This window comes from Bradyrhizobium sp. CCBAU 53340, assembly GCF_015291645.1.
GTDB lineage: Bacteria > Pseudomonadota > Alphaproteobacteria > Rhizobiales > Xanthobacteraceae > Bradyrhizobium.
The window spans coordinates 2,546,288-2,571,638 of the sequence record NZ_CP030055.1; the positions used below are offsets into that span (position 1 = coordinate 2,546,288).

Below are 25,351 nucleotides of genomic sequence, written 5' to 3' on the forward strand. Positions count from 1 at the left end.
TGCCGCTTATCCCAGCCGACCCGCCGCATGTGCCAGCAGGGTGTAGACCAGGCCCGTCTCCGAGGTCAGGTGGCTGCGCAGCTCCTGCGGGCCGCGGCCGTCGCGGGCGACTTCGTCAAGCAGGCGTTCGAACTCGCCGATATAGCGGTCGACGGTGCCCTTGAAGTTGCGGTCGGCGCGATATTTGCGTGCGACCTCGTCAAAAGCCTTCTGGCCGGCGGGCGTGTACAGGCGCTTGGTGAAGGCCTTGTTCTCGCCACGCTGGTAGCGGTCCCACATCTCGGCGGCGAGGTTGCGGTCCATCAGCCGGCCGATGTCCAGCGACAGCGATTCCAGCGGATTGCTGCTCGCCTGCGGGGCCTGCGGCTGCGGAGCGGGTGCAGCCTGGCGGCCGCGCGGGGCTTCACGCCCGCCCGGAGCGGCCTGGCCTGCGTCCGTGCGGTTGAGCAGGTCCGACAGCCAGCCATCGCGGCCCGGGTCATTGCCGGGAGCGACCGGAGGGGCCTCGGTGCGACGCGAGGGCGCGGGCATGCCGAGGTCCGGCGGCGGCAGCGTCGAGGCGCTGCCGGTGTCGCGCATGCGGGTCTCCGTAGCGCGAGTGCCGGCAGTCGCCATCATCGGCTCTTCCTGGCGCTGGACGGCGACGGAAGCGCGGTTCGTCGTGGTGACGTCGAGGCCGCGGCCGTGCTGGGCCACGATGCGGTTGAGCTCGGCGAGCGCCTCGATCTGGTCGACGATCACTTTGCGCATCTGCGCGGTGCTTTCGGCGGCCTCCTGCGGCATCTCGAGCACGCCGCGGCGCAGCTCGTTGCGGGTGGCTTCGAGCTCGTTGTGCATCTCGAACGCCATCTGCTTCATGCTGGCGACGAGGTTGCCGAACTTCTCGGTCGACTGCTTGAACATCGCATCCGCCTCGTCGGTGGTCTGGCGGTAGATGTCGTGCATGGCCTCGATGGTCTGGCGATGCTCCTCCTCGGACGCCGACCGTACCGCCTCGAACTGGCGGGTGATCGCGGCCGAGCCTGCGCCGGCGGTCTCCGCGACCACGCGGGCGATGTCGCGGGCACGCTCTTCGGCCGCAGCGAGCGATTCATCGAGCAGGCCGGTGAAGCGCGACAAGCGCTGGTCGAGATCGGTGGTCCGCAGGTCGATGGTGGTGACGAGCGATTCCAGCGCCGCCTTGCGTTCGGCAAGCGAGGCGGTGGTGTTCTTGTTGCTCTGCTCGACGACCTGCGCGGCATCGACCAGGGCCTTGCCGTGCGCGTCGAACTGGGTAGACAGCTCGCCGAGGTCCTGCAGCGCCTTCGTCGTCTTACTGTTGAAGACGTTGAGCTGGTCTTCCAGGTTCTGTGTCGCAGCGCCGTTGCGCGAGGTGACGTCGTTCATCGCCGAGACGAAGTCGGCAACGCGCGTCACCAGCGCCCGCTCGAGCGAGTTGAGGTTGTCGTGCGCACCGGTCAGCACCTCCTGGAGCAGGATGTTGCCTTCGCGCAGGCGCTCGAACAGGGCGACCGTGTCGGTGCGCAGGATCTTGCTGGTCTCCTGCATCTCGGTGACGGCCGCGATCGAAACCTGGCGCGACTGGTCGATCGCCGCGCGCGAGGCCGACTCGAGGTCCTTGAGCGACCGGCCGACGGCGCTGGTCGCGACTTCGCTCGCTGCATTGATGGTCCGGGCAACCTCGTTGCCGTTGCCCATCATGGTCTGCGAGAAGGCCTGGCCGCGCGTCTCGATCGACTTCAGCGCGTCGGAGGTGACGCGGTCGATGTCGAGCGTGAGCTGGCTGGTCTTCGAGCCGATCGCGTCCACGAGCGAGCCGCGCTTGGCGTCGATCATGTTGGAGAGGCGGTCGGCCTGCTGCTGCACATAGGTGACGATCTCGTCGGTCTTGCCGGTCATGGCCTGGCCGAAGCTCGAGGAGGCGGCGAGCACCGAGCGCTCGACGTCGGCCGAGCTCGACTTGACCCGCGAACTCGCCTCGTTGGAAGCGGAGATCAGCGCGTTCTGTGCATTGATCGCGCTGGTCTGGATGTCGTTGGTCGCGTTCGACGTGGCCGTGCTCAGCGTACGCTCGATCTCGGTCGAGATCATGCGGATCTGGCTCGCGGCATCTGCCGAGGTCGAGGTCAGCGAGGTCTGGGCCTCGCGGGCGCTGTTGAGGATGGTCGAGGCGGTGTCGGCGCCGACCGCGGTCAGCGTGCGCTCGATATCCGTCGTCAGCGACTTGATCTGGCTCGCCGCGTCGGTCGAGGCCGAGATCAACGTGCCCTGGGCCTCGCGCACGCCGCTGGTGAGCGCCTCGATGGTGGCGCCGCCGGCGGTCGCCAGCGCGCGCTGCATCTCGGCGGCGAGCGAACGGACCTGGCCGGTTTGCTCTGCGGAGACAGCAAGAAGGGTGCTCTGGGCGTCGCGGGCGCTGGTCGTGATCGTCTCAGCGGTGGTCTGGCCGACCTGCGACAGCGAGCGGTGCACTTCGGCCGCGAGCGACTTGACCTGGCTCGCCGCATCCGAGGACGCATTGACCAGGGTGCTCTGGGCTTCGCGCGCGCCGGTCATGATGGTCTCGGCCGTGGAGGTGCCCGCCATCGAGAGCGAACGCTGCACGTCGGAGGACAGCGCCTTGATCTGGTTGGCGGTCTCGGTCGAGGCCGCGATCAGCGCGGTCTGCGCATCGCGGGCGCCGGCGGTGATCGATTCCGCCGTGGTGGTGCCGGCCAGCGACAGCGAGCGCTGCACGTCCGCCGTGAGCGTCTTGACGTGGTTGGCCGCATCCGAGGAGGCGGTGACGAGCGTGGTCTGCACCTCGCGGGCGCCGGCGAGGATCGAGGCCGCGGTGGCCGAACCTGCCGCGGAGAGCGTGCGTTCGACGTCGGCCGCGAGGCCCTTGATCTGGTTGGAGGCATCGCCTGAAGCGGCGACGAGGGACGACTGCGCCTCGCGGGCGCTGGTCAGGATCGAGTTCGCAGCACCGGTGCCGACCGCGGTCAGCGCGCGCTCGACCTCGGCCGAGGTCATCTTGAGCTGGGCGTTGACGTCGGAGGAGACGGTCATCAGCGACTGCTGCGCGGTGCGCGCACCGGTCTGGATCGTCTCGCTGGTGTTGACCACGAGGTTGGTCAGCGAGCGTTCGGCGTCCTCGACATGCGAGCGGATCGCGGTCGAGATCATCTCGGCGCGGGACATCATGTCCTCGCTGGCCTGGCGGCCGCTGCTCTCGATGCGGCCGGCGACGGCCTCGACGCGCGAGCCGAGCAGGTCTTCGAACTGCGCGACGCGGACGTCGATGTCGCTCGCAACCGAACCGACCTTGGTCTCGATCACCTGGTGGATGTCCTGGAAGCGCGCCGTGACCGTGTCGGTCAAATGCATGCTGCGGCCGTCGATGAGCTCGGCGACGCTGCTGATGCGGCGGTCGACCGCCTCGATCGCCTGCGCCGTGCCGTCCGTCAGCGTCGAGGTCAGCAGGGTGAGGCGGGTGTCGATCGACTGCACCGCCTGTGAGGCGCCGTTGGTCACCGCCGTGGTCAGGTAGGTCAGGCGGGAGTCGATGGATTCGAGCGCCTGCGTCGCGCCGCCCGTGAGGGTGGTGGTGAGGTGGGTCAGGCGCGTATCGATCGACTGGATCGTCTGCGACGTGCCATCGGTCAATGAGGATGTCAGGTGGTTGAGGCGCGCATCGATCGTCTCGATGGCCTGCGAGGCGCCGTCGGTGAGCGACGTCGTGAGGTGGGTGAGGCGGGAGTCGACCGTCTGGATCGCCTGCGCGGCACCGTCGGTCAGCGAGGCGGCGAGCGAGTTGAGGCGGCCGTCGATGGTCTCGGTCATCGACTTCGCGCGGCTGTCGAACGACTGTTGGAGCGCGGCGACGCGGCCGCCGAGCTGCTGGTCGAAGGTCTTGATGTGGCCTTCGATCGTGCCGTCGAGGCCGGCGATCTTGCCGTTCAGCGAGGCATCGAGATGATTGACGCGTTCGCCGATCGTGGTCTCGAACTGCACGAGGCGCTGGTCGAGCGCGGCCGTGATCTCGCCGCCGTTGGAGGTGAAGCGGGTGTCGAAATTGTCGACATAGGTCTTCAGCGACTCGTGGATGTCCTGGGTGCGCTGGCCCATGCGTTCGACGATCTCGCCGCCGAAGGTCTTCACGGTGCGGTCGAACTCGGAGATGTGGCGCGTGATCAGGGCACCCAGCGTGCCGGAATCGCGGGCGAACTTCTCGACCAGCTCGGACCCCTGGTTCTTCACCAGCTCGTCGAACGCGCTCATCTGCAGCGACAGCGAATCGTGCGCGGTCTCGGTCTGGCTGACGACCTTGGCGACGAGGCTATTGACCGTGGCGTCGAGCGCTTCGCTGGCCTTGTCGCCAGAGGTCATGATCTGGCCGGCGAGGCGGTTGCCGGCGTCGTCGATCTTGGCGGAGAGGTCGTTGGAGCGCAGCTCGAGCTCGAGCAGCAGCGAATCCGCCGAGTTCTTCAGGCTGTCGTGCACCTGCTCGGTGCGCTCGGAGATGCCGTCGACGATCGCGGCGGAGCGCTGCTCGAACTCGCCGGTGATGCGGTCGATGCGCTCGTTCAGCATTTCGTGGACGCGGTCGGCGAGGTCGACGAACTCGTCGTGGACGTGGCCGGTCTTGAAGTTGAGGCTGGTGGTCAGCCGCTCGCTGGCGTCCAGCACCGCGCGCGTGGTTTCGGCACTGGCTTCCTCGAGGCGGTCGAGCAGGTCGCCGCCGCGCTCGCCGAGAGCCAGGATCATGTTGTCGCCGGCATGGCTCAGCGCGCCCGTGATGTGGGCGCCGCGCTCTTCCAGCGCGCCGGTGATGGATTTCGCCACCTCGTCGACACGCGAGGCGATCGCGTCCGAGATCAGCGCGATGTCGTGGCGGAGATCGATCTGCACGCCGGAAATGGCGCTGCGGACCTGCTCGGCCTGGCCGACCAGGTTGTCGCGCTGATGCGCGATGTCCTGGAGCAGAGCGCGGATGCGGACTTCGTTGTCGGAATAGGCGCGCTCCAGCGCTGCGACCTCATTGGCAACCAGCGTCTCGAGCTCGCCGGCGCGTGCGATCGCGCGCTCGATGCCGTCGCCCATTGCCGCGACCTCACGGCGGATGGCCTGGCCGACGGTGACCATGGAATCGGACGCCGAGCCTTCGGGCTCGGAGAAGCGGATCGCGACCTGGGCCATCGCCTGGGCGACCTGGCTCATCTGCTGGCCGCGCCAGACGAGGCTGGCGAGGAAGTAGAACAGCATGATGGGCGCAAAGAACATGGTGGCGAGGCCGGCGATGGCCAGCACGCCGCCGCTCTCACCCATGGCGGCACGGATCGAGGGCAGGAAGCCAACCGTCAGCGCGGCGCAGGCAGCGAGCCAGACCACGGTGAAGATGGTAGCGCCGGTGTAGATGTTGCGGGCAGGGCGGCCGGTCTGCAGCGACTGCAGCAGCTGGCCGATGGTGGCGCGGTCGTCATTGGCGGCGCGGCGCGAGGAGCGCGGTTCCTCGATGGACTCGAACACGGCGCGCTCGTTGGCGGCAGGCCGCGGCTCGAAGGCCGGCTCGTCGAACACCGGCGGCGCGGGCGGGACGACCGGAGGCGCCGTTTCGTTGCGCATCGCGTTGCGGCTGGTATCGGCAGCCGTATCGCTGATGTTGAGGGCTTCCTGGATCGCAGAAAGCGCAACTTCTGTGGGGTCTTTGACCTTTTTGGGAGTATTGGCCATGTTCAGTCCGAGCCCTCGTTACTTTTTACGCGTCCCCCCCGCGAGCCCTGCGCGCTACGCAAGCCCACAGTCCGGATTATGCCGCTTGCGCGGATCTCCGAGCCATCCCCACCCGGATGGCTTGTCCGCCAATTTCCGCAACATCCTATTGGCAGAGCGTCGCGAATGAAATGCCCGCGATTAAGACATTCTTAATCATCGTTAACAGGAATGTGCCCTAACACCTTAGGCCTAAATGAAATTCTCCACCGGACTCGGGCGATTGCGGCAACTTTTCGTCAATAACCGGGCGGATTTACGTAAAACGGCCCAAACACTTCGTTAACCATTTTCGTGCTTCGGTTACGAGGAACCGCCGGACCGGCGGACCATCGCGCGATGCCGGGGCCGGCGCCATGACACCTGAACTGCAACGGATGGACTGGATGCCCTCGCCCCCGCTTGCGCCCATCGACAGCCCGCTCGACCTCGATCACCTCTCCCGCATGACGCTCGGCGACGCCGAGCTGGAGCAGGAGGTGCTTGCCATGTTTGCCGAGCAGGCGGTCCGACTGCTCGCGGCGATGACGGCGCTGCCGGCCGAAACCGGCGCGCTCGCGCACAAGCTCAAGGGTTCGGCGCGCGGAATCGGCGCCTTTGCGGTCGCGGATGCGGCTGCCAGCCTGGAGACCGCGGTCCGGATCGGGCATAATCAGCCCCACGCCCTCGCGGCACTGAAAGAGGCGGTCGCAGAGGCTCGCGCCGCCATTGCGGCGATCCTCAAGCACTAGCCCGGGGTCCTTCCCAGAGCCGGAATTATCTCGCACTAGTCTTCTGTTTTGACGCGTTTTCTTCAACGAGAACCGGCAACCCACTTCGCCTGAAAACGCTATGGCGCGGTCTTGAGCGACCCGTTATAGGACAACCCGGACCCTCCTTTTTCCCCCGATCGCGGCAGCACGAGAACACATGGCCAAAATTCACTTTGTCGACCACAAGGGCGAAACCCGCACGGTGGAAATCGAGAACGGCGCAACCGTGATGGAAGCCGCCATCCGCAACAGCATTCCCGGCATCGAGGCCGAGTGCGGCGGCGCCTGCGCCTGCGCAACCTGCCATGTCTATGTCGACGAAGCCTGGCGCGAGAAGGTTGGCAGCCCGACGCCGATGGAAGAGGACATGCTCGACTTCGGCTTCGACGTGCGCCCGAACTCGCGCCTGTCCTGCCAGATCAAGGTCTCCGACGAGCTTGACGGGCTGGTCGTCGGGACGCCGGAACGTCAGGCCTGATCTTCCCTAAAGAGACGATGTGCCCGGCAGCGCGACCTCGATGCCGCGCTTGTGCCAAGGCTTGAATTTCGCGATCAGCTCTGCGGTCAGCGGCGCCGGCCGGCGCGTCGCCTCGTCGAGCAAGACGCCGACCGACGTCGCCGACGCGATGCACTTTCCATTCGCGAACACGACCTGCTCGAAGGTCACCGACGTGCGCCCGAGCTTCACGACGCCGAGGCCGAGCTCGATCGTGTTCGGCCAATGCAGCTCGGCGCGAAAATGGATGTCGAGCCGCACCATGATCCAGGCAAGGCCCGGCGGGGTCAGCCCGTATTCGGGAAGCTTCATCAGCGTGACGCGGCCGGTCTCGAAATAGGTGGCGTAGACCGCGTTGTTGACGTGCTGGTTGGGGTCGAGATCACCGAAGCGGACGTTGTCGCTGAGGCGAAAAGGGAAGTCCTCCAGGCGTGGCGTCGTATCGAGGCGGCTTGGTGCGTTCACCGATTGATCTCCGTCATATCCAGCCTCGTTACAGCCCAGTTATCCTGACCCGGCAAGTGGGCGCGGCTGCGGGGCGCTCCCGCTTTTATGCCTTCCCTGATCCTTCCCCGTTGGCTAGACAGGCAGGGTCACCTCTGCCCGCCGTTCAACCGACAACGATCGACAAAGAGACGACATGAGCGACGCGATCAAAACCGATGTGCTGATTATTGGCGCCGGCCCCTGCGGCCTGTTCGCCGCCTTCGAGCTTGGCCTTCTCGACATGAAGGCGCATTTCGTCGATATCCTCGACAAGGTTGGCGGCCAATGCGCCGAACTCTATCCGGAGAAGCCGATCTACGACATTCCCGGCATCCCGCAGGTTTCGGGGCAGGGGCTCACCGATGCGCTGATGGAGCAGATCAAGCCATTCCACCCGACCTTCCATCTTGGAGAGATGGTGGAGACCGTGGAGAAGATCGGCGATCCCGCCTTCCGCTGCACCACCGACGCCGGCAAGGTGTTCGAATGCAAAGTGCTGGTGATCGCGGCCGGCGGCGGCTCGTTCCAGCCGAAGCGTCCGCCGGTGCCGGGGATCGAGGCCTATGAAGGCACCTCGGTGCACTACGCCGTGCGCAAGATGGAGACGTTCCGCGACAAGAACGTGCTGATCGTCGGCGGCGGCGATTCCGCGCTCGACTGGACGCTCAATCTGCATCCCGTTGCCAAGCGCGTCACGCTGCTGCACCGGCGCGACGAGTTTCGCGCCGCGCCCCATAGCGTCGAGCAGATGCGCGCGCTGGTTGCCGGCGGCAAGATGGATCTGAAGCTCGGCCAGGTCACCGCACTGTCGGGTGCCGAGGGCAAGCTCACCGGCGCAACCGTCAAGGGCAACGACAACAGCGTCACTGAGATCGCTTGCGACGCCATGCTGCCGTTCTTCGGCCTCACCATGAAGCTCGGTCCGGTCGCGAATTGGGGCATTGCGCTGGAGAACAATCTGGTGCCGGTGGAGACATCGGCGTTCGAGACCAACGTGCCCGGCATTTTCGCCATCGGCGACATCAACACCTATCCCGGCAAGATCAAGCTGATCCTGTGCGGCTTCCATGAGGGTGCGCTGATGTCGCAAAAAGCCCACCGCTATGTCTATCCTGAGAAGCGGCTGGTGTTCCAGTACACGACCTCGTCCTCAAGCCTGCAAAAGAAGCTCGGTGTCAACTGACCGCGGCGCGAACGGGTCAGAGGTACCCCATCTTTCTGGTGCTGGAACCGTTCGCGAAATCGCCGTAGTCTGCGGCCATTGCAGTGGCAGCTAGCAAGGTGATGACAATGCGGAATCGTTTTTCGAGCTTTCGGCTGCTCTCGCTCCTGACGATCGCCGTCGTGACGACGATCGGCGTGGCGAAGCCGGCTGCCGCGCAACAGCCGACCGCTGCGGGTCTCTGGCAGAAGGTCGAAGATGGCCGGCCGGTGGGCTGGTTCCTCTTTGTCGACCATAACGGCATTTTCGAAGGCATCATCGCCAAGACTTTCCCGCGTCCCGGCGACGATCCGAACGAGGCCTGCACGAAGTGCACGGACGATCGCAAGAACCAGCCGGTGCTCGGGCTCTCCTTCATCCGCGACATGAAGCGCGACGGGTTGAAATATGAGGGCGGCAACGTCGTCAACCCGCGTGACGGCAACATCTGGAAGGCCAAGATGAGCGTGAGCCCGGATGGCCAGGTCCTGACCATGCGCGGCTTCCTCGGCATTTCCCTGTTCGGCAAGGATGAGACCTGGCAGCGCCTGCCCGACACCAACCTGGCTCAGGTCGATCCGGCCATCATCGCCAAATATCTTCCCGCACAGGCCGCTGTAACCGTGCCGAAATCCGCGCCCGCAGCAAAGAAGGGCGGCGCGATGATGGCGCCGGCGCCCAAGCAATAGGCGCAGCCAAGGCTACGAGAATTTAAGGCTACGAGTATCCAAGGCAACGAGCATCAATACGTCCGCGCCTTCTGGCAGGGCGAATAGAAGGTGCCGTTGCCGGCCTCGACCCGCTCGAGGCATTGCCGGGGATCGGTGATCTCGCCGTCGATCTGGAAATAATACGCCTGTAGCCCGAGGCTCAGGACGTAATGTCCCGGTGGAAGTTCGAGGTCAGCATCGCTGGCGTGAAGCTCGTACATTTCGGGTTTGCCTGGAATCGGCGCGATCCGAAACGGATAGGAGAAGTTGCGGATGACGCCAACGTCCTCTCCGCCTCCCGATGGTTTGCCGGCAGCGTTGGTCGAAAACTCCCTGACCTTCGCGACCACCCGGACCTCGAGGCGCTCCGGGATCACATTTGAAATGTCCCGGCGAAACACGATGAACTTGACGTGCCCGCTCGGCAGATGCGGCCGGCCCGGCTTCTTGAACTCCGGTGAAATCGCAATGCGCATGTCCGGCGCCATCACGCTGATTGCGTTCAACTCAGCCAGCGATTTGTCGTCGATCAAGGCGTAGATGCCGTAGTCGGTCGGAAGCACGCGCGTCGGCGGAGGAGGGGCGGAGGGGACCAGTTCGGGCTTGGCGACCGTGACAGTGGTCTCCGGTTTGGACGCGACGTGCGCGATCTCCGGCGTTTGCGACGAAATCAGCCGCCGTAGCGCAGCGAGCTTGTCTCGCTGCGAGACGATCAGGACGGTCGTGCTAACGACAATCAGGATGGCCACTGTCCGCTTGATCACCGGCAGAAGCGGACCTGATACCGCAGGCCGCTTGTTGCGGGAGATCCCGATCCCCGACGGCAGTACGGTCGTATCGCTGGACACGAGAACACCGCCTGCATCGCTCACTCTGGACGACGTGAGTTGCTGTTGCGGCAAGCGCTCGAGCGGGGCCTGCTCGCGCGAGAACTTCTCGACCTCCTCGATCGCGACCTCGAGGGCCTGCTTCATCTGGTCGATGTCCTTGGCGTCGGCGTGGGTGAACTGCTCCTGGAGCTTGTAACGGGCGAGGTCGTAGACCATCTGCCGCCTGGCTTCGGCGTCGTCCTTGACCGTATCGAGCATGCGCGAAATCACCAGCGCAAACTGCACCTGGTTTGCGGGCAAGTCGGTCGGGTCCTGTTGACCGGGAAGCAGGTCTCTGGAGTCGCTCATAGCGCCGACGGTCCAATGCCTGTCACGCCGATACCCAATTCTTCCATTCGAAACAGTCGGTTAAACGATTGCCGCGCGTCCGCGCCAGCTTGGTACACGTCCTGACACGCCAAGGAAAGTCTCCGAAGCGAGGCGGCGGACCGTCGGCACGTCACACCTCCGGGAGGGCGCGGCAGATCGGGCGTGCTTGTCGCGCCAGTAGTTCCCCGGAATGCGCGCTGGCGCCGGATTTGCATAGCTGTCGACAAAGCTGCCGGAGGAACGAGTCGCCGTTTCTGCGCCTGCTCAAGGGCGCGAGCGGTCTTGCTTGTTCCTGACGGTGCCGACTTCGATCCGTGAGATGACGCTATGAGATCTGCAAGACTGTGTGCGGCGACGCTGCTGGGCCTGATGACGGCGTTGGCAACATCGGCGCTCGCGCGCGATGATGGACGCTATGCCAACTCTCCGCTGAAGCCCTGGTTCGAGAGTCTGCGCAGCGAGTACGGGCAGTGCTGCTCGGATGCCGACGGCTATGTCGTCGCCGATGTCGACTGGGAGTCCGACAAGGGACACTACCGCGTGCATCTCGACGAGGAGTGGGTCGTCGTGCCCGATGGTGCTGTCATCACCGAGCCGAACAAGATCGGCCGCACCATGGTGTGGAAGCATTATATCGACGGTCACCCGCGCGTGCGGTGCTTCATGCCGGGCAGCATGACCTGAAGGCGCTGACAGCGTCCGCACCGGATGCGAACGCTGCAGGAGAGGGGGACGCTTAGCGTGCTTCGGCGTCGGCGTTCGCGCTGGCGAGCCGTTTCACGCGCGGTGACAGCACGGACATCTGCGCAGGCGAGGCGGGCATGCCGGCGACGGTCATCGTGGCCGCGGTTGGTTGCTGCTCGACGCCGGTGGCACCGAGTACCTGCACTTGCATCGCCGAGATCGGAAACGACTTCACTTCATAGGCGGGAAGTTCGCCAGCAAATGCGCCGGCTGAGCTCGCAATCATCGCGCCGGCAACGGCAATCATCGAAAGAACACGCATTTCAAAATCTCCGTTGAAAATATCAATCGGAGGTTTGGTCGCGGCACTGCGGTAACAGGTTCGCCCGTATGCGAACATTCGTCTGCCAATGGCGGAGATATTTGGTTGCGTGGCGCGACAGCGATGAAGCGAAGAGGCCGCTTTGCGCGCCTTTTGTTTCTAGACGGTTTCACCGAGGCGGTCGCGTGCGGTCAAGCAAAGGTTAAGAGTGTGGCCTCGAGTCAGCGTATCCGGAATGCCGCCGCGCGGATGTCGGATGGCGTCGCGCCATAGGCGCGGCGGAAGGTCCGGTTGAAATAGGAGATGTCGGAGAAGCCGCACTCGAAGGCGATCGCGCTGATCGTGTGGGCCGCAAAGGCAGGATCGCGCAGCATCTGTGATGCGCGCTCGACCCGGCGTGCAAGCAAATATTCCGAGAACGTCGTGCCGTCGCGCTCGAACAGCTTGTGCACGTAGCGGGGTGTCACGCCGTGACGCAGGGCGATCGTCGCGGCCGAGAGGTCGCCTACGCCGAGCCGCTGGCGGATCTCAGCCTTGATCGATTGCAATCGCGCGGCGGCCATCCCGCGCTGCCTTGCCTCGTGCGCCGCATCGGCATTGGCTCCGATCGCGAGCGCAGCGAGATCGACGATGTGGCTCGCCGCAGCCTTGGCCAACGCCGCCTCGAGCGGGCCATTCTCGTGCAGGGTCTGCACGTAGCGGACCAACAGCCGCAGCGCGGGATTCTCGGAAGGAAGCTGGCTGGCAAAGGTCGAGTCGAGGTCGCGCACCAGGGCCGAGACCTCCGGCCGAGGAAGCACGATGGTGATGAAGCTGCCGAAGCTGTGCATCGTGTTCACCGACGGATCGGTGCCCGAGATGATCGAGGCGGAGCCGGGCCGGCAGATGATCTCGCGGCCAAGCTGCTTCGTCGTTGCGGCGCCGCTCATCAAGACCGACAATCCGAATCCGTCCCGGGCACTGGCGAGATGCTGCCGGGTGACGTGATAGTGGGCCGGCGAGCGGGAGCCGGTTACCACGCCAACGCCGGGCAACCCCTGGAAGGTCACGCTGGCATGAAAAGGCGTGTCGTCGAGCGTCTCGATGTCCACATTGGCGATGTTGCGGCCGTAGATCTCGCGCCACATGGCAAGGCGCCGGTGAGCCGGGAACGCGTCAGTCGATGTCTGGACAGGGGCGAAGGGCGGGGTCGGAGACGTCATGCTGCTTGGGTCGCAATCCATCGTCCGGTCGTTCGATGGCTCTGACCCTTGTTAGCGGATTTTCGCACCATTTCAATCGCGAGGGTCCGACTGTGGCCGCGATGCATCGGATGCCGGCAAAACGCCGATGAGTTCACACCGGTCCAATCCAGTTCATCCCAGTCCGAGCCTGCCGCAGCAACCCGCGGCTAGGTGTTTCGCACGAGCCGAAGCAGCCGCGTCGGCGTGAGTCCCGACGCACGCGGCGGAGACGATTTCTGGAGGAGTGGGAATGAGATTTGGTCTCGGGTTTCGCAACGTGTTGCTCACGACGACATCCGTCGCGGCAATCGCGGTGTGCGGCGTCACGTCGGCGATGGCCGGCGACAACGAGGCGCTTTTGTCGCTCCTGGCCAGCAAGGGCGTGATCTCGTCGAGCGAAGCCCGCGCCATCACCTCCGCACCAGCCGCACAGCAGAACGATCGCCTGGTGGCGATCCTGCGCAAGAAGGGCGTGCTCGCCGACGGCGACATTCAGGCGCTCAAATCGAAGTCGCGGCCGGAGAGCGTGGCCAGCACGGATGCCCGACCAGCCCCGGCGTCCGTCGTGCCGCCCCCGGCCGCGGCGCCTGCCGGTCCAGCGCCGATGCCGCGCAAGGCGACCGCATTTGAGATCGGCGGCTTCGAGATCGCGCCGGTCGGCTACATTGCACTCACTGGCGTGAGCCGCAATACCAACACGGGTAACGCGACCACGACCAACTTCGGCGCGATCCCATTCGACAATACAATCGGCGGCAACATGACCGAGACGCGCATGTCGGCGCAGAACTCGGTGTTCGGCCTGCGCGTGCACGGCAACCTCAGGGGCGTCGACCTCACCGGCTATTTCGAAGGCGATTTCAACGGCAACGATCCGGCCAACGTCTATGTCAACTCCAACAGCCACACCTTTCGCATGCGGCTTGCGTATGCCGACGTGAAGGCAGGGCAGTTCGAGACGAGCTTTGGCCAGACCTATAGCTGGTTGACGCCGAACCGCTACGGCATGGGCCCCGATCCGTCGGACGTTTTTCTGACCAATAACATCGACCAGAATTTTCAGGTCGGCCTGCCCTGGGCGCGCCAGGCGGCGGCGCATTTTGCGTGGCACGCGACGCCGAATTTCACCATCGGTGCCGGCGTCGAAAACCCGCAGCAATTCGTCGGCGCGGGTGAGGTGACCTATCCCTTCGCCTTCAATGCGCAGCTTGCGTCGCAGTTCGATACCGGTGCCGTCCCCGGCGCGCCGAACCGGGCGCCCGATGTGGTCGCCAAGGCGGCCTACGACAGCGACGTCTGGTCCGGTACGCGGCTGCATGTCGAGGCGGCCGGCATGTGGCGGCATTTCCGCTCAACGAATATCCCGACGACGATCGGTTCGAGCTTCAGCTGGCATGATACGAACGGATGGGCGACGACGGTTGGGGCGAATCTCGAATTCTTCAGGACATTTACGCTTGTCGGCAATGCGTTCTGGAGCAATGGCGGCGGCCGCTATCTTGGTGCGCTTGGTCCTGACGTCGTGCCTACGGTGACCGGTAGCGGAGGCGTGTACGACGTCGCGCTCTCGACGGTTCGCTCGCACGGCTATCTCGCCGGCTTCGAGTGGCGCGTGCTCGAGCCGACGATCCTGGCGGCCTATTACGGGCAGGCGTTCTTCGACAGCAACTACTTCCTGGATCCGACCAACCCGCTTCCCGGCCGCTATGCTGGCTTCGGCGGTCCGAACTCGCCGAACACGGCCAACAAGCAGATCGAGCAATGGACGGTCGATCTCAAGCACACTTTCTGGGCCGACCCGCAATACGGTGCCATCTCGGGCCTTGCGCAATACTCCTATCTGCGACGCGAGCCCTGGTTCGTCGCAGCCGGCGCGCCCGGCGAGGCCCACACCCACCTGTTCTTCACTGAACTGCGCTACCAGCTTCCAGGCAATTGAGTGAGACGAGGATAGAACCAATGATCAAGTACACAATTGCCCTCGTTTCGATGCTGGGCGTTCTCGCAGGGCAGGCCGAGGCCGCGGATCTCTCCGCAGTGCCCTACGCCGCTGTGACTGCGGCGGCGCCGTGGACCGGATTTCACGTCGGTCTTGTCGCCGGCTGGGGGCGCGGCAGCGCAAACCAGGATTATCCGACCCTGCCTCTTATCGGCAATTCCGGTGACTTCGGGCAGACTGGCTGGATCGGAGGAGCCACGCTCGGATACGACTGGCAGTTCGGCACGTTCGTCGCCGGCGTCGAGGGGGATCTCTCCGCCGCGGACATTGATGGCAACACGTCGAACGGCTTCTGCGCGGGCTCGTTTCCCTGTCGGACGAAAGTCACATGGCTGCACACCGGCCGCGCCCGCGTCGGCGTGACGTTCGGAGATGTCATGCCGTATGTCACGGGTGGTGTTGCAGTTGCCGGACTGAAGGCCTGGAATCAGTTCAACCCGACCAACTCCGAGCCGAGCGCCGTCTGGGGCGGCGTTGTTGGTGGCGGCGTGGAATGGTTGTTCCTGCCGAATTGGTCGGCCAAGGCCGAATACCTGTTCGTCCCCTCGTTCAGTACGGCCACCTCAACCGACCTGCCCGATGCCAGGGTGAACGAACGCAATGTCAGCCTGGTGCGGTTCGGCGTGAACTATCATTTCGGCGAGCCGCCGCTGAGGGCGCGGTACTGAGCGTCGCAGCGCCGGCTCAAGTGGATTGAACGGGGTGTGAGACCCTTGTGAATTGTTGCTGGAATGTCTCATCCGCGCGGCCATGAAAGAGCAAGTGCACGACAGACCAAGGATGTTCACTCGAGTCCAAGTCGTGCCGCGCGGCACCCGCTAGATCATTTCATCGTGCAAGGCCGCTCCGTTCGCCCAGGATTCGGGGCGCATAAATGAAGGGACTGTCCGTGAAAAGAGCGCCATTGATTGTCCTGGCCATGATCGCCGCTGCAACGACGGTTGCCGAAGCGGCCGATCTGTCACGCCCCTCCTATGTCAAGGCGCCGCGACTGGAGAGCGCGCTCTACGACTGGAGCGGGTTCTATCTCGGTGGCAATGCCGGCTATGGCGTCGGCCGTGATCCCAGCACGGTGGGTTTCCCGGGCTTCTTCGGAGCGCCGGTCCCGCCGCCGGAATCGGTGACTCAAGGCCCCAAGGGATGGCTGGGTGGTCTTCAGGCCGGCTACAACAAACAGTTTGGCAATCTGGTCCTCGGTATCGAGGGCGACTGGCAGTGGACCGGGCTGCGGGATGCAGCCTGCGTTTTCGTGTGCGACGACGAAACCACCGTCAATGTCGAGCAGAAGCTGCGGGACTTTGGCACGGTGCGCGGCCGTGTCGGCTATGCGGCCGGCAGCACGCTGTTTTATCTGACCGGTGGTTTTGCTGTCGGCAGGCTTGATACGAACGTCGGACTGGTACGCGCGCTGGAGGGGACGGCGAACGCGGCGAGCTTCAGGCACACATTGACCGGTGGTACGGTCGGCGGGGGCATCGAGACGGCGCTATTTGGAAATTGGACCGGTAAGGTCGAGTATCTCTACATGGATCTCGGCGGAGTGTCCGACTCGTTCACGACTGCTACGCCGGGTGGCCGGATCACCACACAGGTCACCAGCGACATTCGCGACCACATTGTTCGGGCCGGTCTGAACTATCGTTTCGGCGGCCTCGGGCAAGGCAGCCTGGATGCGGGCCTGCGTGCGGCTGCAACGCGTCTTCACGACTGGACCGGCTTTTATGTCGGCGCCAACGCAGGCTATGGCGTTGGCCACGACCCCGCAAGCTTTACCCATGCGACCGTTTTGGGGACTGGATTTCCGGAAACATTCACCTTGGCGCCCGGTGGATGGCTGGGTGGCGGACAGGCCGGCTACAATTGGCAGACGTCCCAATGGGTGCTCGGCGTCGAGACCGACATCCAGGGCGCGGGCCAGGTCGATACTGCTTGTGTCAGCGCCTGCGAGCTCACCTTCAGCACGGGGACGACGCTCGAGCGGAAGCTCAACTGGTTTGGAACGACACGCGGGCAGCTCGGCTACGCCACTGGTCCAGCCTTGCTCTATATCACCGGTGGTGCCGCCTATGGACAGGTGCGCACGAGCATCACCGATCTCGGCGGTCCTGGGATCGTTTCGACGGCGAGTGCGAGCCACATCAAGGGCGGCTGGACGATGGGCGGCGGCATCGAGGGAGCCATTTCCGGTCCATGGAGCGCGAAGCTCGAATACCTCTACGTGGATCTCGGGAATGTCTCCGACACATTCGCGACGCCGGCGGCATTCAGTCCTCCGCTCCGGACCACGACGGTCTCCAGCAGCGTGCGCGATCACGTCTTCCGCGCCGGCCTCAACTACCGGTTCGGCGGGTAGCGGCTCAGGTCACCGGTGCCGGATTGAACAGCGTGAGGTCGTTGTGGATGCCCCAACGATCCGACCACGGCTTGGTGCGGCCAGAGGCGACATCGAGGATCAGGCGGAACAGGTCCCAGCCGGTTTCCTCGATGGTCTTGGCGCCGGTGGCGATGCCGCCCGCGTCGAAATCGATCAGGTCCTTCCAGCGGCGCGCCAGTTCGGTGCGCGTCGCGACCTTGATCACCGGCGCCGCTGCCAGGCCATAAGGCGTGCCACGGCCGGTGGTGAACACCTGCAAGGTCATGCCGGAGGCGAGCTGGAGCGTGCCGCAGATGAAGTCGCTCGCCGGCGTTGCCGCGAACAGCATGCCCTTCTGCGTCGCCTTCTGGCCGGGTGAGAGCACTCCGGTGATGGCTGATGAGCCGGACTTGACGATCGAGCCGAGTGATTTCTCGACGATGTTGGCGAGGCCGCCCTTCTTGTTACCGGGCGTGGTGTTGGCGCTGCGATCGGCGCCACCGCGGGCGAGATAGGAATCATACCAGGCCATCTCGCGCACCAGCGCGCGGCCGACATCCTCGTTGATCGCACGGCGGGTGAGCAGCTGGATGGCATCGCGCACCTCGGTGACTTCGGAGAACATCACGGTGGCGCCGGCGCGGACCAGCAGGTCCGCGGCAAAGCCGACGGCGGGATTTGCGGTGACGCCGGAGAAGGCGTCGCTGCCGCCGCACTGCAAGCCGATGACGAGGTCGGAAGCCGGACAGGTCTCGCGCGTGCGAGTGTTGAGCACCTTCAGCCGCGCCTCGGCCTGGGTCATGATCGCGTCGACGATCGCGCCAAAGCCGTCGTAGGCTTCGTCCTGCATGCGGACGATGGCATCGCTGACGCCTTCCGGCACCAGCCGCTCGGGCGCCAGTTTTTCGCAGCCGAGGCCGACCACCAGAATCTCGCCGCCGAAATTCGGGTTGAGCGCGAGGTTCTGCAGCGTGCGGATCGGCACCACGGCGTCAGGCGCGGTGATGGCGACACCGCAGCCATAAGCATGTGTGAGCGGCACGACGTCATCGACGTTCGGGTACTTCGGCAAGAGCTCGGTGCGGATGCGCTTCACCGCATATTCCATCGTGCCCTTGACGCATTGCACGGAGGAGGAGATGCCGAGGATGTTCTTGGTGCCGACCGAACCGTCCGGATTGCGGTAGCCCTCGAAGGTGAAGCCTTCGAGCGGTGGCAGCGGCGCAGGCACCGCGGTGGAAATCTCGAGCTTGTCGAGGGCAGGGGCCTCCGGCATGCGGATGCGCGCCTCATCGACCCATTCGCCGGCCAGGATCGGCGAGAGCGCGTAGCCGATGATCTCGCCATAGCGGACGATCGGCTCGTCTTGGGCGATGTCGACCAGCGCGGTCTTGTGCCCTTGCGGCACGAAGGCGCGCAGCGTCAGTCCGCAGGCAAAGCGGGAGCCGGCGGGAAGCCCGAAATCATTGACCACGATCGCGACATTGTCGCGCGCGTTGAGCTTGATGTAGCGGGGCTGTTCTTTCGCTGCGACGTCCTGGTCCATGGGAGGATTCCGGGATTTGTAGGGTGGGTTAGCGCAGCGTAACCCACCTCTTCTGCTTCCGCGGACAGAGACATTGGTGGGTTACGCTGCGCTAACCCACCCTACGAGATGTTCCCCGTGATTAGCCGGGGAACGTATAAGCCGTCTTCACCGTCGTGTAGAACTCACGCGCATAGGAGCCCTGCTCGCGGGCGCCGTAGCTCGAGCCCTTCCGACCGCCGAACGGCACGTGATAGTCGACGCCGGCGGTCGGCAGATTGACCATCACCATGCCGGACTCGCTGTTGCGCTTGTAGTGCGAGGCGTATTTCAGGCTGGTGGTGCAGATGCCGGAGGCGAGGCCGAACTCGGTGTCGTTGGAGATCGCCAGCGCTTCCTCGTAGTTCTTGGCGCGGATCACGGCGGCGACCGGTCCGAAGATTTCCTCACGCGCGATGCGCATGTTGTTGTTGGCTTCGGTGAACAGCGCCGGCTGGAGATAGTGGCCAGGCGTCTCGCGCTTGAGCAGCTCGCCGCCGAAAGCGAGCTTGGCGCCTTCATCCTGGCCGATCTTGATGTAACGGAGATCCTGGTCGAGCTGGCTCTGGTCGACCACGGGGCCGATATGCACGCCGGCCTTGAGCGCGTCGTCGACCGACAGGCTGTTCAGGCGTTCGGCCACCGCGGCGACGAAGCGGTCGTGAATGCCTTCGGTCACGATCAGGCGGGACGAGGCGGTGCAGCGCTGGCCGGTCGAGAAATAGGCGCCATTGACGGCGACCTCGACGGCGGTCTTCAGGTCGGCGTCGTCGAGCACGACCAGCGGGTTCTTGCCGCCCATTTCGAGCTGGAATTTCTTCATCGGATTCGAGAGCACGCAGGCCTGCGCGATCTTGCGGCCCGTTTGCACCGAGCCGGTGAAAGAGATCGCGGCAACATCGGGGGACTCGAGCAGGGTCTGGCCGACCACGGAGCCGGAGCCGACCACGAGATTGAACACGCCGGCCGGAATGCCGGAGCGGGTGATGATCTCGGCGAGCGCATGGCCGGAGCCCGGCACCAGCTCGGCCGGCTTGAACACCACCGTGTTGCCGTAGCAGAGCGCGGGCGCGATCTTCCAGGCGGGGATGGCGATCGGGAAATTCCAGGGCGTGATCATGCCGACGACGCCGACCGGCTCACGCGTGAGCTCGACGTCGAGGCCCGGACGGACGGAGGCGCCCTTTTCGCCGATCAGGCGCAGCGCCTCGCCGGCAAAGAACGCAAAGATCTGGCCGGCGCGGGCGACCTCGCCGATGCCCTCGGGCAGCGTCTTGCCTTCCTCGCGGGCGAGCAGGCGGCCGAGCTCTTCCTTGCGGGCGAGGATCTCGGTGGAAATCTTGTTCAGCGCGTCGTAGCGCACCTGCGGCGTCGATTGCGCCCAGGCCGGGAAGGCGGCCTTCGCGGCGGCAATGGCCTTCTCGGTCTGTGCCTTGTCGGCCTTGGCGTATTCGCCGACGATGTCATTGGTGTTGGAGGGGTTGATGTTCTTGGTGACGCCGGAGCCGTCGACCCATTCGCCGCCGATGAAGTTCTTCAGGATCGCAGTCATCGTTTCCTCCAGAGTGTTTTAGCGAACGAGGCAGGGACGCTTGTCGTCGAAGGTCCAGCCGGGGATCAGGTCCTGCATGGCGATAGCGTCATCCCGGGCGCCAAGTCCATGCTTCTTGTAGAGCTCATGCGCGGCTTCGATGGCAGCGCGGTCGATCTCGATGCCGAGGCCCGGACGATCCGGGACCTCGATCTTGCCGCCGCGGATCAGCAGCGGTTCTTTCGTCAGCGCCTGGCCATCCTGCCAGATCCAGTGCGTGTCGATCGCGGTGACCTTGCCGGGAGCTGCGGCACCGACATGGGTGAACATGGCGAGCGAAATGTCAAAGTGGTTGTTGGAGTGCGAGCCCCAGGTCAGGCCGTTATCACGGCAGGTCTGGGCGACGCGGACTGAGCCTTGCATGGTCCAGAAATGGGGATCAGCCAGCGGAATGTCTACCGCGCCCAGCCGCAATGCATGGGACAGCTGCCGCCAGTCGGTGGCGATCATGTTGGTCGCGGTCGGCAGGCCGGTGGCACGGCGGAACTCGGCCATGATCTCGCGCCCGGAGAAATCGGCTTCGGCGCCGCAGGGATCCTCAGCATAGGCGAGAATGCCGTGCATGCCCTTGCAAAGGCCGATGGCTTCATCGAGCGACCAGGCGCCGTTCGGGTCGAGCGTGACGCGCGCGTTGGGGAAACGCTTGGCGATGGCGGTGACGGCCTCGATCTCCTGCTCGCCACGCAGCACGCCGCCCTTGAGCTTGAAGTCGAAAAAGCCGTAGTGATCTTGCGTGGCTTCCGCCAGCCGCACCACGGTCTCCGGCGTCATGGCTTCCTGATGACGGAGGTTGAACCAGTCGGGCTTGCCGGTCTCGCCCGTGACGTAGTCGAGCTTGCTCTTGCGCCGATCGCCGACGAAGAAGAGATAGCCCAGCGTCTCGACGCTCTTGCGCTGCTGGCCTTCGCCGAGCAGGGCCGCGACAGGCAAATTGAGATGCTGGCCAAGCAGGTCGAGCAGGGCGGATTCGATTGCAGTAACGGCGTGGATCATCACGCGAAGGTCGAACGTCTGCTTGCCGCGGCCACCGGCATCGCGGTCGGCGAAGGTCGTCCTGACATCGGCGAGAATGTTGTTCATCGCGCCGACGGTCTTGCCGATCACGAGATCCCTGGCGTCCTGGAGCGTCTGCCAGATCTTTTGCCCGCCCGGTACCTCGCCGACGCCGGTGTGACCGGCATTGTCGGTGAGGATGACGATGTTGCGGGTGAAGAACGGCGCGTGCGCGCCGCTCAAATTGAGGAGCATGCTGTCGCGGCCCGCAACCGGGATCACCTGCATCGCGGTGACGACCGGTGCGCCAGAAATATCCGTCCGGGCCATCGCACCCTCCTCCCTGTTGTCGCTTGTTATTCAGCAGCCTGTTGTGACGATCGGATGGCGGGCAGATTCTTCACCAGCTCCGTCAGTTCCGCCATTTCCTGCTCGGTGAGATCGGTCAACGGCGGACGGACCGGGCCGGAATCACGGCCGATCACCTTCATGCCGGCCTTGATGATCGAGACCGCGTAGCCCTTCTTGCGGTTGCGGATCGCGATCAGCGGCAGGATGAAGTTCTTCAGGCCGGCGTGGATCGTGGCATGGTCGCGCTTGCGCACCGCGGCGTAGAAGTTGGTGGCGAACTCGGGCACGAAGTTGAACACGGCGGAGGAGTAGGTCGTCACGCCCATGTCGAGATAGGGCAGCGCGAACGTCTCGGCGGTCGGCAGGCCGCCGACATAGGTGAGGCGGTCGCCGAGCTTGGTGTAGACGCGCGTCATCAGCTCGATGTCACCGATGCCATCCTTGTAGCCGACGAGGTTCGAACAGCGCTCGGCGAGGCGCGCGAGCGTGTCGGGCTGGAGGATGGCGTTGTCGCGGTTATAGACGATGACGCCGATCTTCACGGATTTGCAGACCGCCTCGACGTGGGCGGCAAGGCCGTCCTGCTCGGAATGGGTGAGGTAGGGCGGCAGCAGCAACAGGCCGTCAGCGCCGGCCTTTTCCGCGCCCACAGCGATCTCGCGCGCGATGGCGGTGCCATAGCCGGTGCCGGCGAGCACGGGCACGCGGCCCTTGGTCTCGTCGACCGCGACCTCGACGACCTCAGGAACCTCGGTCGGGGTCAGCGAGAAGAATTCGCCGGTGCCGCCGGCGGCGAACAGACCTGCGACGTCATAGCCGCACAGCCAGTCCATATTGGCGCGGTAGGTCGCCTCGTCGAACGAGTAGTCCGCCCTGAACGGCGTGACGGGGAAGGACAGGAGGCCCGATCCGATCTTCTGGGCCATTTCCTGCGGGGTCATCTTGCTCATGGGCGCTGTTCCCTGCTCTCGTGTGTGTCGGGGACGCTCACTGAGGCACGCGTCCATGGGCCGCTGTTTAGGCAACCGTTCGATGCGCGTCCAAGCCAAAGCCTATATCGACCGATGCGGATTGAGCATCAATCTTCCATCACCTCCACCGAGGACAATTCGCTGGCGATCTTGACCAGGGCGGAGAGCAGCGGATTCTCGTCGTCGCGGCGCCAGACCATGAAGAGCTCGACCGGGACGCGGTTGCGCAGCTTCAGCGGCCGTAGCCGAACATCGGAGATTTTCAGGCCGGCGGCGGCGGCCGGCACGATGGCAAGGCCGAGGCCGGCGCGCACCATGGCGAGGATCGAGTGGATCTGGCTGAGATGCTGGACATAGCGCGGCAGGATGTCGGCGCGGGTGAACAAGGCCACCAGCAGATCGTGGAAGTAGCGGCTCTCATAGGGCGAATACATCACGAAGGGCTGGTCGTCGAAATCCTTGATGGTGATGCTGTCCGCATTCGCCAGCGGGTGCTTTTTCGGGATCGCGGCGAGCAGGGGCTCGGCGACGACGCGGCGGCTGGCGAGCTCCGGCCGCGCGATCGGCGGCCGCAGCAGGCCGGCATCGATTTGGCCTGATGTGAGCGCCTCGAACTGGTCGCCCGAGACCATCTCCTTCAGCGAGAAATCGACCTCGGGGAGCTTGGCGCGGCAGGCCGCGACCAGCTCGGGCAGGAAGCCGTAGGCGGCGGCGGCCGTGAAGCCGATCTTCAGCGAGCCGGTCTTGCCGAGCGCGATGCGGCGAGCGACCTGCGAGGCGCTCTCCGCGAGCTTCAGGATGCGGCGGGCCTCGGGCAGGAAGCTACGGCCGGCCGGGGTCAGGCGCACCGAGCGGCTAGTGCGCTCCAAGAGCGGCGCGTCGATGATATGCTCGAGCACCTGGATCTGCCGGGACAGCGGCGGTTGCGTCATGTTCAGCCGCACCGCGGCGCGGCCGAAATGCAATTCCTCCGCCACCGTGACGAAACAGCGGAGCTGGTTGAGGTCGAACATCGATACATGCCTTAGATGGATAAGGCGTTTCCCCGGCACTTCTAGCATCGATCACTCCCAAAACAAAGACGGCGGCCTTTTAGAGCCGCCGTTGAGTTGCCTGGTCAGCTCCCGTGAGAGCCCTCAGGAGGAACGTTTGAGCACGACGCGCTCGATCTTGCCGACCACCACCAGGTAGGCGAACGCCGCCATCAGCGCGTTGATGCCGACGAACACCAGGGCGCCGTTGAAGGAGCCGGTCGCGGCCACGATGTAGCCGATCACGATCGGCGTGGTGATCGAGGAAAGGTTGCCGAAGGAGTTGAACAGGCCGCCGGAGACGCCGCCGGCTTCCTTGGGCGAGGTGTCGGAGACCACAGCCCAGCCGAGCGCGCCGATGCCCTTGCCGAAGAAGGCGAGCGCCATGAAGCCGACCACCAGCGCCTGGCCGTCGACATAGTTGCAGGCGATGATCGACATCGACAGCAGCATGCCGCCGACGATCGGGATCTTGCGGGCCATGGTCAGCGAGCCGGTCTTGCGCAGGATGGCGTCGGAAATGATGCCGCCGAGCACGCCGCCGATGAAGCCGCACAGCGCCGGCAGCGTCGCGACGAAGCCGGCCTGCAGGATCGACAGGCCTCGCTCCTTGACCAGGTACACCGGGAACCAGGTCAGGAAAAAATAGGTCAACGTGTTGATGCAGTACTGGCCGAGATAGACGCCGAGCATCATGCGGTTGGAGAGCAGCTGGCGGATGTGGTCCCACTTCGGACCTGAGTCCGGCGCGCGCTCCTCTTTGGGCGCGTCGAGATCGACCAGCGCGCCGCCGTCCTTGATGTAGTCGAACTCGGCCTCGTTGATCGAGGAGTGTTCTTTCGGCCCGTAGACCGACTTGATCCAGACGAGGCCCATGAGGATTCCGAGCCCGCCCATCACGAAGAACACGTAACGCCAGCCGTAATCATGGGCGATCCAGCCCATCAGCGGCGCGAAGATCACCGTGGCGAAATACTGCCCCGAATTGAAGAAGGCCGATGCCGTGCCGCGCTCATTGCCGGGAAACCAGGCCGCGACGATACGCGCGTTGGCGGGGAAGGACGGCGCTTCGGCGATGCCGACCAGGAGGCGCAGCGCAAACAGCACGATGATGGCCGCACCGGCGCTGAAGAAGCCGACCCAGCCCTGCATCATCGTGAACAGCGACCAGACGATGATGCTGAAGGCATAGACGAGGCGTGAGCCGTAGCGGTCGAGCAGCCAGCCCCCCGGCACCTGCGCGGCCACATAGGACCAGCCGAAGGCCGAGAAGATCCAGCCCATGGCGACGGGATCGAGATGCAGTTCCTTGGACAGCGCGGAGCCTGCGATCGACAGCGTGGCGCGGTCGGCATAATTGACGGTGGTGACCAGGAACAGCATGGTCACGATGAACAGCCGGACGCGAGACCTCCTCACATCCGCTGCGGACACCACTGCGCTCATCCGGCGCCTCCTTGAACTCGAAATATTTCCTCAGGGCGACTCCTAGAGGCGCACGCGGGAAAGTGTCCAAGTTCAAGGGGGTATCGATTGATGCCGTTTTTGAATTGATGGAACGGCAGGTCGATCGTGAGGGCTCAGTCACAGCCGCCGCGGCGTACTGGATCGCCCGCCCAGTGCACGCAATTGCGCACAAGGCGGCCGATGACAGCGAGGGGTTGTGATTGC

20 protein-coding genes are annotated in these 25,351 nt (G+C 64.8%); 9 read left to right on the forward strand and 11 right to left on the reverse strand.

Translation table 11 applies throughout. The features are described from left to right. Window positions 1-6: 6 nt before the first annotated feature. Window positions 7-5,715 carry a negative regulator of septation ring formation gene (locus tag XH89_RS11925; RefSeq protein ID WP_194467241.1) on the reverse strand — a complete coding sequence of 1,903 codons (5,709 nt, stop codon included), beginning with the start codon at window positions 5,713-5,715 and terminating at the stop codon, window positions 7-9. Between the two features lie 395 nt (window positions 5,716-6,110). Between XH89_RS11925 and XH89_RS11930 the strand changes: the two genes are divergently transcribed. Both XH89_RS11930 and XH89_RS11935 read left to right on the forward strand, forming a co-directional pair. Beyond that, window positions 6,111-6,485, forward strand: a complete 375-nt coding sequence (locus XH89_RS11930) for an Hpt domain-containing protein (protein WP_194467242.1) — start codon at window positions 6,111-6,113, stop codon at window positions 6,483-6,485. A 178-nt stretch (window positions 6,486-6,663) separates the two neighbouring features. Next, entirely contained in the window at window positions 6,664-6,984 is a 321-nt protein-coding gene (locus tag XH89_RS11935; protein ID WP_092228188.1) for a 2Fe-2S iron-sulfur cluster-binding protein, read from the forward strand. A 6-nt stretch (window positions 6,985-6,990) separates the two neighbouring features. Here XH89_RS11935 and XH89_RS11940 read toward each other — a convergent pair whose 3' ends face one another. After that, window positions 6,991-7,467: a thioesterase family protein gene (locus XH89_RS11940; protein ID WP_194467243.1), complete on the reverse strand. Its 477-nt coding sequence runs from the start codon at window positions 7,465-7,467 to the stop codon at window positions 6,991-6,993. A 175-nt stretch (window positions 7,468-7,642) separates the two neighbouring features. Between XH89_RS11940 and XH89_RS11945 the strand changes: the two genes are divergently transcribed. Further along, a complete protein-coding gene (locus tag XH89_RS11945; RefSeq protein ID WP_194467244.1) occupies window positions 7,643-8,671 on the forward strand; it encodes an NAD(P)/FAD-dependent oxidoreductase in 1,029 nt (342 codons plus the stop codon). Window positions 8,672-8,778: 107 nt separating this feature from the next. Further along, entirely contained in the window at window positions 8,779-9,378 is a 600-nt protein-coding gene (locus tag XH89_RS11950) for a DUF2147 domain-containing protein (protein ID WP_194467245.1), read from the forward strand. A gap of 53 nt (window positions 9,379-9,431) precedes the next feature. Here XH89_RS11950 and XH89_RS11955 read toward each other — a convergent pair whose 3' ends face one another. Continuing rightward, complete coding sequence (locus tag XH89_RS11955) at window positions 9,432-10,577, reverse strand: hypothetical protein (RefSeq protein WP_194467246.1); 1,146 nt, start codon at window positions 10,575-10,577, stop codon at window positions 9,432-9,434. Between the two features lie 348 nt (window positions 10,578-10,925). Here XH89_RS11955 and XH89_RS11960 point away from each other — a divergent pair, with 348 nt between their 5' ends. Continuing rightward, window positions 10,926-11,282: a hypothetical protein gene (locus XH89_RS11960; RefSeq protein WP_194467247.1), complete on the forward strand. Its 357-nt coding sequence runs from the start codon at window positions 10,926-10,928 to the stop codon at window positions 11,280-11,282. Window positions 11,283-11,334: 52 nt separating this feature from the next. On the opposite strand, the gene XH89_RS11965 is transcribed toward XH89_RS11960, so the two are convergent. Together XH89_RS11965 and XH89_RS11970 are read right to left on the reverse strand one after the other, a co-directional pair. Continuing rightward, on the reverse strand, window positions 11,335-11,682 hold the full coding sequence (locus XH89_RS11965; protein WP_246767812.1) for a hypothetical protein: 348 nt from the start codon (window positions 11,680-11,682) through the stop codon (window positions 11,335-11,337). A gap of 143 nt (window positions 11,683-11,825) precedes the next feature. Beyond that, a complete protein-coding gene (locus XH89_RS11970) occupies window positions 11,826-12,731 on the reverse strand; it encodes an AraC family transcriptional regulator (RefSeq protein WP_210345245.1) in 906 nt (301 codons plus the stop codon). Between the two features lie 346 nt (window positions 12,732-13,077). Here XH89_RS11970 and XH89_RS11975 point away from each other — a divergent pair, with 346 nt between their 5' ends. The 3 genes from XH89_RS11975 to XH89_RS11985 all read left to right on the forward strand — a co-directional run bounded on the left by XH89_RS11975 (window position 13,078) and on the right by XH89_RS11985 (window position 17,179). Further along, entirely contained in the window at window positions 13,078-14,766 is a 1,689-nt protein-coding gene (locus XH89_RS11975; RefSeq protein ID WP_194467249.1) for a hypothetical protein, read from the forward strand. Between the two features lie 20 nt (window positions 14,767-14,786). Then, window positions 14,787-15,494, forward strand: coding sequence for an outer membrane protein (locus XH89_RS11980; protein ID WP_194467250.1), 708 nt, complete (start codon window positions 14,787-14,789; stop codon window positions 15,492-15,494). 236 nt (window positions 15,495-15,730) lie between these two features. Beyond that, window positions 15,731-17,179 carry an outer membrane protein gene (locus XH89_RS11985; protein WP_246767813.1) on the forward strand — a complete coding sequence of 483 codons (1,449 nt, stop codon included), beginning with the start codon at window positions 15,731-15,733 and terminating at the stop codon, window positions 17,177-17,179. 4 nt (window positions 17,180-17,183) lie between these two features. Here the strand turns inward: XH89_RS11985 and garD are convergent, their stop codons facing one another. From garD to XH89_RS12015, 6 genes are all read right to left on the reverse strand, one after another. Beyond that, window positions 17,184-18,725, reverse strand: a complete 1,542-nt coding sequence (gene garD, locus XH89_RS11990) for a galactarate dehydratase (RefSeq protein WP_194467252.1) — start codon at window positions 18,723-18,725, stop codon at window positions 17,184-17,186. A gap of 121 nt (window positions 18,726-18,846) precedes the next feature. Further along, window positions 18,847-20,295 carry an aldehyde dehydrogenase family protein gene (locus tag XH89_RS11995; protein ID WP_194467253.1) on the reverse strand — a complete coding sequence of 483 codons (1,449 nt, stop codon included), beginning with the start codon at window positions 20,293-20,295 and terminating at the stop codon, window positions 18,847-18,849. 18 nt (window positions 20,296-20,313) lie between these two features. Beyond that, window positions 20,314-21,657 (reverse strand): glucarate dehydratase, encoded by a 1,344-nt coding sequence (gudD, locus tag XH89_RS12000; RefSeq protein ID WP_194467254.1) that lies wholly within the window; start codon window positions 21,655-21,657, stop codon window positions 20,314-20,316. 26 nt (window positions 21,658-21,683) lie between these two features. Next, window positions 21,684-22,628 (reverse strand): 5-dehydro-4-deoxyglucarate dehydratase, encoded by a 945-nt coding sequence (gene kdgD, locus XH89_RS12005; RefSeq protein WP_194467255.1) that lies wholly within the window; start codon window positions 22,626-22,628, stop codon window positions 21,684-21,686. Between the two features lie 128 nt (window positions 22,629-22,756). Further along, complete coding sequence (locus XH89_RS12010; RefSeq protein WP_194467256.1) at window positions 22,757-23,662, reverse strand: LysR substrate-binding domain-containing protein; 906 nt, start codon at window positions 23,660-23,662, stop codon at window positions 22,757-22,759. Between the two features lie 123 nt (window positions 23,663-23,785). Beyond that, a complete protein-coding gene (locus XH89_RS12015) occupies window positions 23,786-25,126 on the reverse strand; it encodes an MFS transporter (RefSeq protein ID WP_194467257.1) in 1,341 nt (446 codons plus the stop codon). Window positions 25,127-25,188: 62 nt separating this feature from the next. Between XH89_RS12015 and XH89_RS12020 the strand changes: the two genes are divergently transcribed. Then, window positions 25,189-25,347, forward strand: coding sequence for a hypothetical protein (locus XH89_RS12020; RefSeq protein ID WP_194467258.1), 159 nt, complete (start codon window positions 25,189-25,191; stop codon window positions 25,345-25,347). The last annotated feature ends 4 nt before the right edge of the window (window positions 25,348-25,351 follow it).